At 53.5% G+C, this 12,634-nt stretch carries 14 protein-coding genes and 1 pseudogene; 8 read left to right on the forward strand and 7 right to left on the reverse strand.

Features of this window, described 5'->3' with window-relative positions; genetic code table 11:
* The 3 genes from PHV74_10960 to PHV74_10970 form a co-directional block, all read right to left on the reverse strand.
* The coding region (locus tag PHV74_10960) for a hypothetical protein (GenBank protein ID MDD5094880.1) at positions 1-273 on the reverse strand (273 nt) is incomplete at its 3' end.
* 31 nt (positions 274-304) lie between these two features.
* Entirely contained in the window at positions 305-1,075 is a 771-nt protein-coding gene (gene heR, locus PHV74_10965) for a heliorhodopsin HeR (protein MDD5094881.1), read from the reverse strand.
* 37 nt (positions 1,076-1,112) lie between these two features.
* Positions 1,113-1,493 (reverse strand): pyridoxamine 5'-phosphate oxidase family protein, encoded by a 381-nt coding sequence (locus PHV74_10970; protein ID MDD5094882.1) that lies wholly within the window; start codon positions 1,491-1,493, stop codon positions 1,113-1,115.
* A 239-nt stretch (positions 1,494-1,732) separates the two neighbouring features.
* Between PHV74_10970 and rpsT the strand changes: the two genes are divergently transcribed.
* The 4 genes from rpsT (at position 1,733) to PHV74_10990 (ending at position 4,746) form a co-directional block, all read left to right on the forward strand.
* On the forward strand, positions 1,733-2,020 hold the full coding sequence (gene rpsT / locus PHV74_10975) for a 30S ribosomal protein S20 (GenBank protein ID MDD5094883.1): 288 nt from the start codon (positions 1,733-1,735) through the stop codon (positions 2,018-2,020).
* A gap of 206 nt (positions 2,021-2,226) precedes the next feature.
* Positions 2,227-2,814 (forward strand): aminoacyl-tRNA hydrolase, encoded by a 588-nt coding sequence (gene pth / locus PHV74_10980; protein MDD5094884.1) that lies wholly within the window; start codon positions 2,227-2,229, stop codon positions 2,812-2,814.
* Positions 2,815-2,821: 7 nt separating this feature from the next.
* A complete protein-coding gene (acpS, locus tag PHV74_10985; protein MDD5094885.1) occupies positions 2,822-3,187 on the forward strand; it encodes a holo-ACP synthase in 366 nt (121 codons plus the stop codon).
* On the forward strand, positions 3,184-4,746 hold the full coding sequence (locus tag PHV74_10990; GenBank protein MDD5094886.1) for an NAD(P)H-hydrate dehydratase: 1,563 nt from the start codon (positions 3,184-3,186) through the stop codon (positions 4,744-4,746). Before acpS ends, PHV74_10990 begins: the two co-directional genes overlap by 4 nt.
* A gap of 99 nt (positions 4,747-4,845) precedes the next feature.
* Here PHV74_10990 and PHV74_10995 read toward each other — a convergent pair whose 3' ends face one another.
* Both PHV74_10995 and PHV74_11000 read right to left on the reverse strand, forming a co-directional pair.
* Positions 4,846-5,145: a HigA family addiction module antitoxin gene (locus PHV74_10995; GenBank protein MDD5094887.1), complete on the reverse strand. Its 300-nt coding sequence runs from the start codon at positions 5,143-5,145 to the stop codon at positions 4,846-4,848.
* 10 nt (positions 5,146-5,155) lie between these two features.
* Positions 5,156-5,284 (reverse strand): annotated as a pseudogene (locus PHV74_11000) (type II toxin-antitoxin system RelE/ParE family toxin).
* A gap of 259 nt (positions 5,285-5,543) precedes the next feature.
* On the opposite strand from PHV74_11000, the gene PHV74_11005 reads away from it, so the two are divergent.
* The 4 genes from PHV74_11005 to rimI all read left to right on the forward strand — a co-directional run bounded on the left by PHV74_11005 (position 5,544) and on the right by rimI (position 8,283).
* Positions 5,544-5,816 carry a YfhL family 4Fe-4S dicluster ferredoxin gene (locus tag PHV74_11005; protein MDD5094888.1) on the forward strand — a complete coding sequence of 91 codons (273 nt, stop codon included), beginning with the start codon at positions 5,544-5,546 and terminating at the stop codon, positions 5,814-5,816.
* 110 nt (positions 5,817-5,926) lie between these two features.
* Positions 5,927-6,403: a universal stress protein gene (locus PHV74_11010; protein ID MDD5094889.1), complete on the forward strand. Its 477-nt coding sequence runs from the start codon at positions 5,927-5,929 to the stop codon at positions 6,401-6,403.
* A gap of 105 nt (positions 6,404-6,508) precedes the next feature.
* Positions 6,509-7,651: a site-2 protease family protein gene (locus tag PHV74_11015; GenBank protein ID MDD5094890.1), complete on the forward strand. Its 1,143-nt coding sequence runs from the start codon at positions 6,509-6,511 to the stop codon at positions 7,649-7,651.
* Positions 7,652-7,758: 107 nt separating this feature from the next.
* Positions 7,759-8,283, forward strand: a complete 525-nt coding sequence (gene rimI / locus PHV74_11020) for a ribosomal protein S18-alanine N-acetyltransferase (GenBank protein ID MDD5094891.1) — start codon at positions 7,759-7,761, stop codon at positions 8,281-8,283.
* A gap of 28 nt (positions 8,284-8,311) precedes the next feature.
* Here the strand turns inward: rimI and uvrC are convergent, their stop codons facing one another.
* Positions 8,312-10,141 (reverse strand): excinuclease ABC subunit UvrC, encoded by a 1,830-nt coding sequence (gene uvrC / locus PHV74_11025; GenBank protein ID MDD5094892.1) that lies wholly within the window; start codon positions 10,139-10,141, stop codon positions 8,312-8,314.
* Between the two features lie 13 nt (positions 10,142-10,154).
* On the reverse strand, positions 10,155-12,341 hold the full coding sequence (locus PHV74_11030; protein ID MDD5094893.1) for a bifunctional (p)ppGpp synthetase/guanosine-3',5'-bis(diphosphate) 3'-pyrophosphohydrolase: 2,187 nt from the start codon (positions 12,339-12,341) through the stop codon (positions 10,155-10,157).
* Positions 12,342-12,634: the final 293 nt, after the last annotated feature.

A 12,634-nucleotide genomic window follows, 5' to 3' on the forward strand; every position in this document is an offset into this window, starting at 1 on the left:
GCCGATCACGTTCAGAACATCTCTGTAATGCGCGCTCACCCCGAAGGCCAGCAAACGCTGGCCTCGTTTCCTGGACCTCACATTCAACTTGACCAGCATGCTGGCGCCGAGGCCGTTCATCTTCTGAACCGCACTGAAATCCAGGATCATATAGCGAGTTTTACCTGGTAAATCCGGCGCACACACCTCCAGAAACGGCCCTTCATCAAGATTGGTCAGTTCCAAGGGAAGCTCAATCAAGCATGCAGTGTCACCCAGTCTTTCAGTATTCATAATGACCTCCTTTCCCAAAGACGCCTCATCTCTAAGAGGCAGCCCCAGCCATGGCTCCCCCGAAGACCTGCCAGGCCAGCACCGATTTGGCCGTCAAACTCAGAAGAACATACATTGCCTCGCCAAAAAGGTAATCCTTCCACGGTCCCACCTTCTTGTACTGGAGGGCCATGTTGATGGCGAAAAGAGAGTAGAGAAAGAAAAGCGACCCCATGATGAAATAGACAAAAGTCGGCACCGGCCCGCTGTTGGCTGCTCCGACGAAATAAATGAAGATGCCGATCCAGGGGGCGATCCCGGCGATACAACCGCAATAGAAGGCAGTCCAGTTGGTTTTTTGAGTGGTCTGGTTGTGAATCTCCATCATCAGGCCGAAGAGGTTCATCGCGGCGGTCAAGGCGAAAATGCCGAACAAGGCGGCGATATCGAAAACGCCGCTGAGCATCGCGATCAGCACGAGCATCAGGGAGGCGCTGAAGGCATACTCAACCCACCGGGCATAGTTGATGCCGCGCTTCAGATTTCTGGAATACCAGCCGAAACCGATAGAGGAAACAAAGAAATGGGCCAGCGCAGAAATGAAGAGGAATGCGGCCACCAGAGGGCCGATCTGCAGATGGACGATGTCCTCGGTGACGGCCTGAGAGGTATTCGTTCCCGCCGAAGAATGCAGAAACGAACTTCTGATCGGCAAAGAGTAAGTGTTGCTGAGGATCAGGATAAGCGTTCCCTGGATCAGATGGAACACTCCCATTATCAGATTGTACTTCCGCAGCCTGGAGAGTTTGGCCTCAATCCCCATGGGGTCCTCCTTTCCTTTTTTGCCGATCAACACCCGGCTAACATCCGGCGCCAATCAGAGGTAAGACCTTGTCCACATGGAAAAAGACGACGTGCCGCGTCAGATTATTGCCATGCATGGAGTAGTCGCACCGGCGGCAAATCTGTTCCACCAGTTCGTCCAGGGATTCTTCTTTGGTTTTGGTTAGATAAAGCCTTTTGCCTTGATATCCCTGCCCTGCCTCGATGAAAAGGTAGACCGCGTGAGGGTTCGACTGCAGGTTCTTGTGAGTCAGCCGCTCAGCCATGACAAAGGCCACCGTATTGGCTTCCATTAAATGCGGTCTGGCATAGATGGCCGCATCCACCACGCCTGATGAATCGGCTGTTGACAATACGCCATGCCCTTGAGTTTTATCGAAGTACTCGCCGAGATCCATTGCTCACCTCCTCCAATTCGTGGGCTTTTCGGTTTGGTTTCAGGCTGCAAACAATCGGTGCGAATCAGTGGTGACGTAATATACCATATCCTTTCCGCAACAGTCAAACCGCGTCTTTTCTAATCCGAAAATGAGCCTGAATGGGTCATCTTGCGTTAAAAGAGACTAGGAGTAGACAAATCATGAAAACTGAGGTAACATAATACACGCATGATTACGGAGTTAGGAAGGTAAGCAATTTGGCACACAGCAGTTCAGCAAAGAAAAGGGTCCGTTCTTCTCTGAAAAAGAACCGTCGAAATCGACCGGTTCGGACGCAGTCCAGGTCCTGCGTTGTCAAGGCGGATAAGCTCATCAGTGATGGCAATCTGGATGCTGCCGAAGCAGCAGTGAAGGAAGCAATCAGTATTCTTGATAAGACGGCCCGCAAAAAAGTAATTCACCCGAACTGTGCAGCCCGCCGTAAATCACGCTTGGTCAGGCAGCTTAAGGCAGCTCAAGCGCAGGCTTCTGCCAAGAACAAGTAAGAGCTAGTACCGGATCTCAAGAACATCAGAACGCTGCTCCTTGTGGAGCAGCGTTTTTGTTTAGGTGTAATTTCTGGAGAGGGCGGAACAAATCGAGCTCCCCAGAGGACATTCCCCAATTCCCCATCGCGGAAAATTCAAGGCTACCATTCAGCGCTCCCTTGCGGTAAAATCTAAGGAAAAGCTGGACTGTGGAGCAAAATTAAGTGAAATTGATCATCGGGCTGGGAAATCCGGGGCAAGCCTACGTGAACTCTCGTCACAACCTCGGCTTCCAGTGCATCAACCTGTTCGCTCGCAAACAGGGAATCGCTTTTGCCAAGCAGCAATCCAAAGCCAAGATCGGAACAGGGGAAATCCTGGGCCAAAAGGTGATCTTGGCCAAGCCCCGAACTTTCATGAATCTCAGCGGCGAGTCGGTCGCTCCCCTGATGCGATTCTACAAAATCGACCTAGCTGACCTTCTGGTGATCTATGATGACATCGACCTTCCGCTAGGCAAAATTCGCATTCGAGAGAAAGGAAGTGCAGGTGGGCATAACGGCATGAAGTCCATCATCGCGCACCTGGGAAGTCAGGATTTCCCCCGCCTTAGAGTCGGAATCGGGACGATCCCTACAGATGATCCGTCGCGCCCGCCTCAAGCGGCGCGAACTCCTCACTATGTTCTGGGACACTTCACCTCCGGAGAGAGAACCGTTGTGGATGAAGTCTGCCAACGGGTCGATGAGGCAATCGGCTGTATCATCATCGACGGAATCATCACGGCAATGAATAAATACAACGCCGAATAGTGAAACCATGCACGTACACGGCATCGACATCGTGGAGATATCCCGCATCGCAGAAGCCATGGATTCATGGGGCAACCGTTTTCTTCGGCGGGTGTATACCGATGGCGAGATCGAATGCTGCCGGGGTCGCGTTCCATCGCTTGCTGCTCGCTTCGCCGCCAAAGAGGCGGTGATGAAGGCTCTGGGAACGGGAAACATCGGCATCTCGTGGCATGATATCGAAATTCTGGCCGATTCCAACGGCGCTCCCCTGATTCATCTCGGCGGAGGGGCTCGATCACGGGCTGCCGAACTGGGGATCGAGGGTTTGACCATCGCGCTTTCACATTCCAGAGAGTATGCCATCGCCTCGGTTATAGGAGGAAAGCAATGAAGGTTGTTACCGTTGAACAGATGATAGAACTGGAACGCCGTAGCGGTGAAGTGGGTACCCCCCCGGAGATTCTCATGGAGAATGCCGGCCTGGCTGTAGCCAGAAGGGTCCTGCACGTTCTGGGGGATGTCGTCGATCGCTCCATTATGATTCTGGTTGGACCTGGGAACAACGGCGGGGATGGGTTGGTGGCTGGGCGGCACTTGCACGACTGGGGAGCAGACGTCTATCTGTACCTCTTCAATCGCAATACCCGGAATGACAAGAACTTCTCCCTTGACCAAGAGCGGGGCATCTGGTGGATGGATGCCGCTATCGACAAGGATTTCCCGGCTTTCGATAAGGCACTCTCCTCTTCCGATCTGGTCATCGACTCCCTGTTCGGAACCGGAAAGACACGGCCGATGGAAGGCATTCTGAAGCAGGCGCTGGAACGGGTGAAAAGGGAGAAAGAGATTCGGCCCGGACTGAAGATTCTGGCGATGGACCTACCCTCGGGCCTGAACGCGGATACCGGAGCCGTTGATCCTGCCTGCCTCACACCCGATTTGACGGTCACTCTGGGCTATGCCAAGATTGGGCTTTTCCAGTTTCCCGGGGCAGCCAAATTGGGCCGACTTGAGATTGCTGACATCGGCATTCCGGCCGATCTGGCGGAAGGTATAACAACTGAACTCACCACAGCAGGTATGGTCCGATCCCTTCTGCCTCCTCGTCTTCTCGACGCCAACAAGGGGACCTTCGGTCGATTACTGGTGGTAGCAGGGTCGATCAACTACGTCGGCGCGGCGTATCTCGCCTGTGAAGGGGCGATGCGGGTGGGAACAGGGTTGGTGACTCTGGCGATGCCTGAGAGCCTGCACCCCATTCTGGCCGGCAAGCTCACCGAAGCCACCTATATGCCGTTGCCCGAAACCAAACGGGGCATTATTAGCAGCGAAGCAGCGCCTGTTATTCGGGAACAGCTGACCAAATATGATGCAATGCTTTTGGGATGTGGGCTGGGACAGGACACCGCAACGGTCGAATTCGTCCGGGAACTCCTCCTCTCCGGCTATGAGAACCTCCCCAAGATCATCGATGCCGACGGGCTGAACATTCTGACTCAAATCCCCCAGTGGTGGCAGAAATTGGGAGCCAGGGCAATTTTGACCCCTCATCCGGGCGAGATGTCGCGACTTACCGGCATGTCGATCGCTGAGATACAAAACGACCGCTTGACAACGGCCCTGAAGGCCTCCAAATCCTGGGGCCAGACGGTCGTTCTGAAGGGAGCCCATACGGTGATTGCTTCACCGGACGGGAAGACCAGAATCAGCGGGGCAGCCAATCCCGGTCTCGCTTCAGCGGGAACCGGGGATGTTTTGGCGGGAGCTATTGCCGGAATGATGGCCCAAGGGCTTCAGCTATTTGATGCCGCTACCTGCGGCGTTTATCTTCATGCCGCTGCCGGAGAACTGGTGAAAGCAGAGCTTGGCGATGCCGGCATGATTGCCAGCGATCTCCTGCCCAAGCTGCCACTGGCAATCAAGGAACTGAGATACAATCTGCCGTTGTGAATCCTTTGGTAGTAGGCAAATGAGGGCATAAGGTATAAAGGGCATGGGAAAAGGACGGCAGCGGGTTGGGCTATACAAAGAGAAAGCTGGCTTGTCAATTCATTCGGTGGGTAACGCCTTGACCTCGCTATCGAGTCTTTGACCTAACCGGTCCTCTTCAATATCAAGATCATAACGCATCTGAAGGCCTAGCCAGAACTGAGCCGATGTGCCGAAGTACCTGCCCAGACGAAGCGCGGTATCTGCCGTAACCGAGCGTTCTCCGTGGATGATTTGGTTGATGCGGCGAGGGTGAACGGTGATATCCTTTGCCAGGCGATACTGGCTGATGCCCATCGGCTCCAGGAACTCCTCCCTGAGAATCTCGCCGGGGTGAATTGGGGAAATCTTCTCATCCATTTCGCTACTCCTAATGATAGTCGGTGATTTCAACATCGCAAGCACCGCCATCTTTCCAGACAAAGCAAATTCGCCACTGGTCATTGATACGAATGCTATACTGACCTTTCCGATTGCCTTTCAAGTCTTCCAGATGGTTGGTTGAGGAACACGCAAATCATCCGACTCTGATAGTAGCATGTCTTGCTAATAGCGTCAATCGCTATCATCGAGTCGATGCCCGTTGTAGGACAGGGCAATATCACAAAAGGATGTGGAGTCTGTCTCCGATGTTCCCCACCCAAAAACTACGGGCATTTTGATGCGAAACTACGCATCCATACGAATGTCCTCACCCCATATAAGTACTTACTATTAGATCAGCAAAAGTGGAAATACATAATCGGAGGATTGCATATATGGCTTACAAGATAACGGATGAGTGCATTTCCTGTGGTGCCTGCGAGGCAGAATGCCCCAATGAAGCCATCACGGAAGGCTCATCGATCTTCATCATCAATCCGGATAAATGCACCGAATGTGTGGGGGCTAATAACTCCTCGCAATGCGCAGCAGTATGCCCCGTGGATGCCTGTGTTGCCGATCCCAAGCACACGGAAAGCAAGAAACAGCTTCTGGAGAAATGGCGAAAGATACACTCCGGCAAGGAGCCGAGCCCGGGCACTTATTAGACAGTTATTTGGCGGTTGAACTCCCCCTCGTCCCCCTCTTTCTGAAAGAGGGGGACGAGGGGGTAAACATAGCACCAGACCTGTCTCAAAGAATAAGAAAGGAGGGCGAAATGTTCGATACCATCATCGTCTGCCTGGATGGATCGCCGCTGGCTGAGCAGATCCTTCCCTATGCCGCCGAGCAAGCCCGACGATTCGGGAGCAAAGTCATCCTTTTCCGTGTGATTACAGCCACTGACGCCGTGCTGGTACCCACCACCCCAACCGGCGAACCCCTGACAATGGCATCCCAGGTATCGCCCGAACTGATAGACCGGGAAACCAAAGAGGCCAACGATTATCTCTGCAAGGCGGCAATACCGCTGGAGGAAATCGGGCTGAAACCGGAAATAGTCACCCTGTTTGATCCACTGCCCGGTGCGGCGATAGTCGACTATGCCAATCAACACCAGGTCGACCTCATAGCCATCGCCACTCACGGACGCAGCGGGTTCAAGCGGGCGGTATTCGGCAGTGTGGCGGATTATGTGCTCCGGGAGTCTCACCTGCCGGTGCTGCTGATCAGCCCTCGTGAGGAAAAATCATAGGGAAAAGCCAGCGGTAATGCGGAGAGACTTCCCGTGCATTCAATGACGAACCGATCCGCCACTGACAGAAAGGCATTTCAGGTCTGATCAAGGGGAGACATTTCAATGAAAAGTTCGGTTCGGTTGATCCGAATCTTCGGCATCGATATCGGAGTGCACTACACGTGGCTCTTTATCTTCGGCTTGGTGGCGTGGTCGCTGGCGGATGGGTACTTCCCGGATTCTTATCCTGACTGGAGCACAACTGCCTACTGGATCACCGGGGTCATTGCCTCTTTCCTTTTGTTCGTGTCTGTCCTGGTGCATGAACTGGCGCATTCTCTGGTAGCTCGATCCCGAGGGTTGCCCGTTCGAAGCATCACGCTTTTCCTTTTCGGAGGGGTGAGCAATCTGGAGGAAGAGCCCAAAAGCGCCGGGGTGGAATTTGTTATGGCTGTGGTCGGGCCGCTTTCCAGCCTAGTGCTCGGCGGCATTTTCTGGGGAATCTGGCAAATGCTGAGCAACCAGGATACCCCTCCCGCGGGAATGCTTTCATACCTTGCCTGGATTAATGTTCTGCTGGCCGCATTCAATCTTCTCCCCGCCTTTCCTCTGGATGGCGGACGGGTTTTGCGCTCCATTCTATGGGGGGCCACCAAAAGTTTGCAGAGGGCAACTCACAACGCGTCAGTAGTGGGGGAGTTTTTCGGATGGGCGTTCATCGTCTTTGGCTTCTTTCAGGTTCTGGGAGGCAATTTCCTGGGAGGATTGTGGATCGCATTCATTGGGTGGTTTCTCACCAATGCCGCCGCTGCCAGCCGCCGTGAAATGACACTTCGCGAACACTTGAGCGGGGTAAAAGTCCGTGAACTGATGCAACCCAGCCCCGATGCCATCGATCCGAATGCGTCGGTCCGGGAATTGGTCGAGGAGATGTTTCGGCGACGTCACCACCGCGCTGTACCGGTCTGCCATGACAATCGCCCCGTGGGAATCGTGACGGTTACCGATATCAAAAAGGCGCCCCAGAATCAATGGACTATCAAAAAGGTCAGCGACATCATGACGCGCGAGCCGCTCTACAGTGTGAATCTGGAGGACGACCTGGAGGCTGCCTTCGCGCTCATCTCTCAACATGATGTCAATCAGGTGCTCGTTCTCCGGGATGCACAATGCGCCGGCCTGCTCAGTCGCGCCGATATCATCCAGCATCTCCGATTGAGCAGAGAATTGGGCGCAAAGCCCAAACCAGGGCAAGGCAATGCCTGATCTCTCGGGCATGGCTGTTGGGACGATTCTCAATCCTCGGATTCGGGCAAACGTATTTATTGCCTTTCCCGCCGCAGATGTGTAAGCTTATCCTTTAGGATAAGGCTATGGATTGCATTGTTCGCCCAATGGCCCTGGAAGACTTGCCCCAAGTGGTTGAAATCGAGAAGGGCTCTTTCCCCCAACCGTGGTCCCGGGATCTTTTTCACCACGAGTTAACAGCCAACCACATCTCTCGTTACATGGTTGTTTGCCAGGAACAAATAATTCTGGGATATATCGGGGTCTGGCTGATTGTCGGGGAGATTCACATCACTACGTTCGCCGTGCATCAGAATCATCGCCGCAAGGGTCTCGGTGAACTGCTCATCATAACAGCCATCGATCTGGCGCTGGAACATGGAGCTACACTTGTCACTCTGGAAGTCAGTGAGATGAATCTGGGAGCCCGTGCCATGTACAAGAAGTGCGGTTTTGTGGATGTGGGGCGACGACGGCATTACTACAGCGAGACCAACGAAGACGCTATCCTGATGAGCGCCGAAGATATTACCTCAGCCGCTTTTCAAGAGAAGTTCCAGCAATTGAAGACAGCCAATGTTGAGAAGATGAAACAAGAGGTCTCCGGTTAGGCTCCGGCATCGCTGAATCGATGTCTCTTTATAACTGATCCTTCACCTTTTCAGCCAACGCCCGAGTCATCCCAGAAACCGACGCAATATCATCGATGGAGGCTTCCCTGACCCCCCGGACCGATCCGAATCTCTTCAGCAACTCTTTCTTGCGTTGAGGCCCGATGCCCGGAACCTCGTCAAGGCCGGACTTGAGCCCCGCTCTGGTTCGGGTTCGGATATGATAGGAAATGGCAAATCGATGCGCCTCATCCCGGATTCGCTGCAGGAGGAAAAGCGCCTGGGAATTCGCTGGCAGGATCACAGGTTCTGCCTTGTGAGGTAGAAAAATCTCCTCGTTTTCTTTGGCGATGCTGGCTAACGGCATATCATCCATTCCCAGCTTGCTCATGACTTCCAAAATTGCATTGAGATGGCCGCGCCCTCCATCGATCAGTACCAGATCAGGCATTTTAGCCCAATCCGATACAGGCGAAGGGGGCTCGCTTCTTGTCCCTTTCCCAAAACGCCGCCACAGCACTTCCTGCATCATGGCGTAGTCATCAATGCCGGAAACCGACTTTATCTTGAACCGGCGATAGAGGGAAGGCTTGGGCTGACCTTCTTCAAATACTGCCATGCTGCCCACTGCTGCCGTCCCACGGATGTTCGATATATCATAGCACTCAATCCGCCTGGGCAATCGAGGCAACTCCAATCTGGATTTGAGTTCCTCCATCGCCGCGGCGGTTTTTCCGCTATCGGCCAGCCGCTTGATCTTCATCTGCTCCAGCGACTCTGTGGCATTCTCAGACACCATGCCCATCAGCTTCTTCTTCTCTCCCCGGCGCGGCACCAGCAATCGAACCCGGCAACCCCGCTTTTCCTGAAGCCAGTCCTGGATAAACAGGGCGTCCTCCGGTTCCGTCTGCAGAAGGATCGACGGCGGAACCGTTGCCCCGGAGCCATAAAACTGTTTAACGAAACTCCCCATGATTCGGTCGGGGCTCTCATCCTGGACGTTCTCCAGGGTGAAGCGCTCTTTCCCCAGTATCTTGCCGCCGCGGATGAAGAACACCTGCGCACAAGCCTCGTTTCTTTCCTGAGCGATGGCGATCACGTCTTCATCGATCTTGCTCCGGGACACCACCTTCTGCTGCTCAAAGATGTTTTCGATAGCCTGGATTTGATCCCTCAGCGAGGCGGCCTTCTCGAATTCCAGGTTCACCGATGCCTTTGACATGCTCTTTTTCAACTCTCGAATGACACGCTCATATTTTCCTTCCAGAAAGAGAGTGACCTGGTCGATGATTTGAAGGTATTCCTGAGAACTCACTGCTCCGATGCATGGCCCTGAACATCGTTTGATGTGGTATTTGAGGCAAGGGCGATTTTGCGTCCCTGTGATCTCCATCTTGCAGGTGCGATAAGGAAACAGCTTGTTCAACAAGCTCATGGTCTGGCGAAGGGAACTGGCGCTGGCAAAAGGCCCGAAGTAGCGGCTTCCATCCTCACTCAAGCGTCTGGTGATATGCACACGGGGCCAGGCTTCCGCCAGCGTAATCTTGAGATAGGGGTAACTCTTATCGTCTTTCAGCCTGACGTTGAAATGAGGCCGGTGCTTTTTAATGAGACTGTTTTCGAGGATGAAGGCTTCCTGCTCCGAACCGGTGATGATGAAATCGATATCCCCGATGCGGCCGACCAGCCGCTGAAGTTTCGGAGAAGAGGCCTGTGGGGAAAAGTAGGACCTTACCCGATGATGCAAATTGGCCGCTTTGCCAACGTAAATAACTGTCCCGCTGGTATCCCGAAAGAGATAAACTCCCGGCTTATCGGGAAGGGATCGGGATTGTTTCTCGGGCGTTTGCTCTGACATGGCATGTCGAGCTCTACTTTCGGCGTTTAAAGGCTTTCATGGGATTGCCCAGATGGATCATTCCCCGCTTCTTGTCTGCCTTGGCATCTTTAGCATCTTCGGCAATCCGGCTGACATTGTTGACGCCTCGCACCCTCTCCAGCTTGACGAACATCTGGCTCAGGTGCCCGATATCGGAAATCTCCACGGTGAGAAAGATGGAGACAGTGCCGTCATCGTGACTTTCACTTGAGATGGAGACGATATTGACCTTCGCTTCCGAAAGGATGTTGGTGATATCTTTCAGCAGGCCTACGCGATTTTCGGCCGATATGATAATGGGCACAGAATAGACCTGCTGGCGATGACCCCAGGCGACATCGATCATCCTTTCTTTGTCTTTCCCACTCATTATGTTGGGGCAATTCTTGCGATGGATGGTGACTCCCTTTGTCCGGGTAACAAAACCGATGATTTCATCGCCGGGAATCGGGTTGCAGCAGGGAGCAAGGTGCGTCAAGAGGTCACCCACGCCAAGCACTTGAATGCCCGTGGGCCCCTGGGTTCGTTTAGCGACGGCGGGAACGGGTGGCAGCTCTGGCTCTTCCTCCTTGGGAGCCATTCTGGGGCCGATCTGGTTAACGCTGATATCTCCAACGCCAAGCGCGATCAGAAACTCGTTGGCATCTTTGTATTCGAATAAGTCGGCGACTTCCTCCGCGCTCTTGTTCGTGCCCAGGCGCCTCATCGCCTTCTCGAAGAGTTCCCTGCCCCGATCGATGTTCTCGGCCCGATCCCTCTTTCTGAACCAGGCCCTGATTTTCTCTTTGGCATGACCGCTTCGCACATAACCCGATTCCGGATTCAACCAGTCAAGGCTGGGCCCGCGATCGGCTTTGGTGCTCAGAATTTCCACCACATCCCCATTCTGAAGCTGATAGGTGAGAGGAACAAGCCTTCCGTTGACCTTGCCTCCGGTACAGCGATGACCCAGCTCGGTGTGCACCCGATAGGCAAAGTCGAGAGAGGTCGATCCTTGAGGCAACTCTTTGATCTCACCGTTCGGAGTGAAAACATAGACTTGATCCTTGAAAATATCGGTCTTGAGTGACTCCACAAAGACCGCCCCGCTGACATCCTGCTGCCACTCCATGATCTGCCTGAACCAGGCCATCTTCTCTTCAAAACGGTTATCCTTTTTGGCGCCTTCTTTATAGCGCCAGTGGGCGGCCACACCGTATTCGCTGGTGCGGTGCATCTCGTAGGTTCGAATCTGTATTTCCAGCGGTTTGCCCTCAGTGGCGATCACCGTAGTATGAAGGGATTGGTACAGGTTTCCTTTTGGATTGGCGATGTAATCATCAAACTGCCCGGGCAAAGGATGCCAGAGGTGGTGAACAATGCCCAGCGCATTATAGCAATCGGGAACCGTTTCAAGCAGCACGCGAACGGCCATGAGATCATAGATTTCACTGTATTCCTTGCCCTGTTTGGCATATTTCTTCATCTTGGCATGAATACTGCGGACGCTTTTGGGTCTGCCGCTGATCTCAGCCTTGAGCCCTGCCCTAGCGAATTCATCCTTCAAGATGGTCATGGCTTGGGCGATATGTTTTTCCCACTCGGTTTTCTTGACGTCGAGGAGACCGGCAATCTCTTTGTATCTCTCCGGGTAAAGGAGTTGAAAGGAGATATCTTCCAGTTCATACCGAAGTTCTCCGATGCCAAGGCGATGAGCCAGAGGGGCATAGACCTCCATGGTCTCCTTGGCTAAGTCCGTTTGCTGTCCGGGAGGCAGTTTTTTGGAGTTTCGCATCACCTGGAGCCTGTTAGCCAGACTGATGATGATCACCCGGACATCTTCAACCATGGCGAGGAACATTTTGCGCAGGTTCTCTGCCTGGGTCTCATCAGGCGCTACCCATGAAAAGCTGCTGATCTTGTTGACCCCTTCAACCAGTTTCCTCACGCCTTCCCCGAACTTGGACTGGATTGCCTTCTGGGAGAGCTTGCTGTCCTGAGGTAAACCCAATAACAATGAAGCAGCAATGCTCTCGGCGTCCATCTGAAGGCCGACCAGTATCAGAGCAGTCTCAAGAGACTGGTTCAAATCTGGATGTTGCGCACCCTGAGCACCCCGATAAGTCTCCTCGATCAGCGAGAGATCAGGCGAGGAGAGATATTCACTTGCCCTAGCGGTGATTTCCTTAATATCTGCCATTGCGTGCACCCTGAAAACAGCCATTCATGCCCTGTATTTTCACCCCTTAGGTGAAAGGCACCCAAAACAGGCGGTCCGCTTGGGCCTCCGAGCTTGGGAGGGTCAAAGGAATTTGGACAGAACATACCTGAAAGCGGAGAATCTGCCGCTTTCTTCAATCGCTGTTCCGTAGATACCCACGGGCAAGCCCGTGGCACTTTTACAGTTCAAGCTTCGCTTGACCTGAATCCTGGCTTTCCTGCCAACGAACATATTTGATGATCCTTGCTTCATCTACCCCAACTGTTGACACA

The sequence above is a fragment of the Dehalococcoidia bacterium genome (genome assembly GCA_028711995.1).
In the GTDB taxonomy this organism is placed as follows: Bacteria; Chloroflexota; Dehalococcoidia; order SZUA-161; family SpSt-899; genus JAQTRE01.

Bases quoted from the DNA above. Each gene is read 5' to 3' on its own strand.
- rimI (MDD5094891.1), top strand. From the start codon at position 7,759: ATGGATTGCATTGTTCGCCCAATGGCCCTGGAAGACTTGCCCCAAGTG.
- heR (MDD5094881.1), bottom strand. From the start codon at position 1,075: ATGGGGATTGAGGCCAAACTCTCCAGGCTGCGGAAGTACAATCTGATA.
- PHV74_11030 (MDD5094893.1), bottom strand. From the start codon at position 12,341: ATGGCAGATATTAAGGAAATCACCGCTAGGGCAAGTGAATATCTCTCC.
- PHV74_11015 (MDD5094890.1), top strand. From the start codon at position 6,509: ATGAAAAGTTCGGTTCGGTTGATCCGAATCTTCGGCATCGATATCGGA.
- PHV74_10970 (MDD5094882.1), bottom strand. From the start codon at position 1,493: ATGGATCTCGGCGAGTACTTCGATAAAACTCAAGGGCATGGCGTATTG.
- uvrC (MDD5094892.1), bottom strand. From the start codon at position 10,141: ATGTCAGAGCAAACGCCCGAGAAACAATCCCGATCCCTTCCCGATAAG.
- PHV74_11010 (MDD5094889.1), top strand. From the start codon at position 5,927: ATGTTCGATACCATCATCGTCTGCCTGGATGGATCGCCGCTGGCTGAG.
- PHV74_10995 (MDD5094887.1), bottom strand. From the start codon at position 5,145: ATGGATGAGAAGATTTCCCCAATTCACCCCGGCGAGATTCTCAGGGAG.
- PHV74_11005 (MDD5094888.1), top strand. From the start codon at position 5,544: ATGGCTTACAAGATAACGGATGAGTGCATTTCCTGTGGTGCCTGCGAG.
- acpS (MDD5094885.1), top strand. From the start codon at position 2,822: ATGCACGTACACGGCATCGACATCGTGGAGATATCCCGCATCGCAGAA.
- PHV74_10990 (MDD5094886.1), top strand. From the start codon at position 3,184: ATGAAGGTTGTTACCGTTGAACAGATGATAGAACTGGAACGCCGTAGC.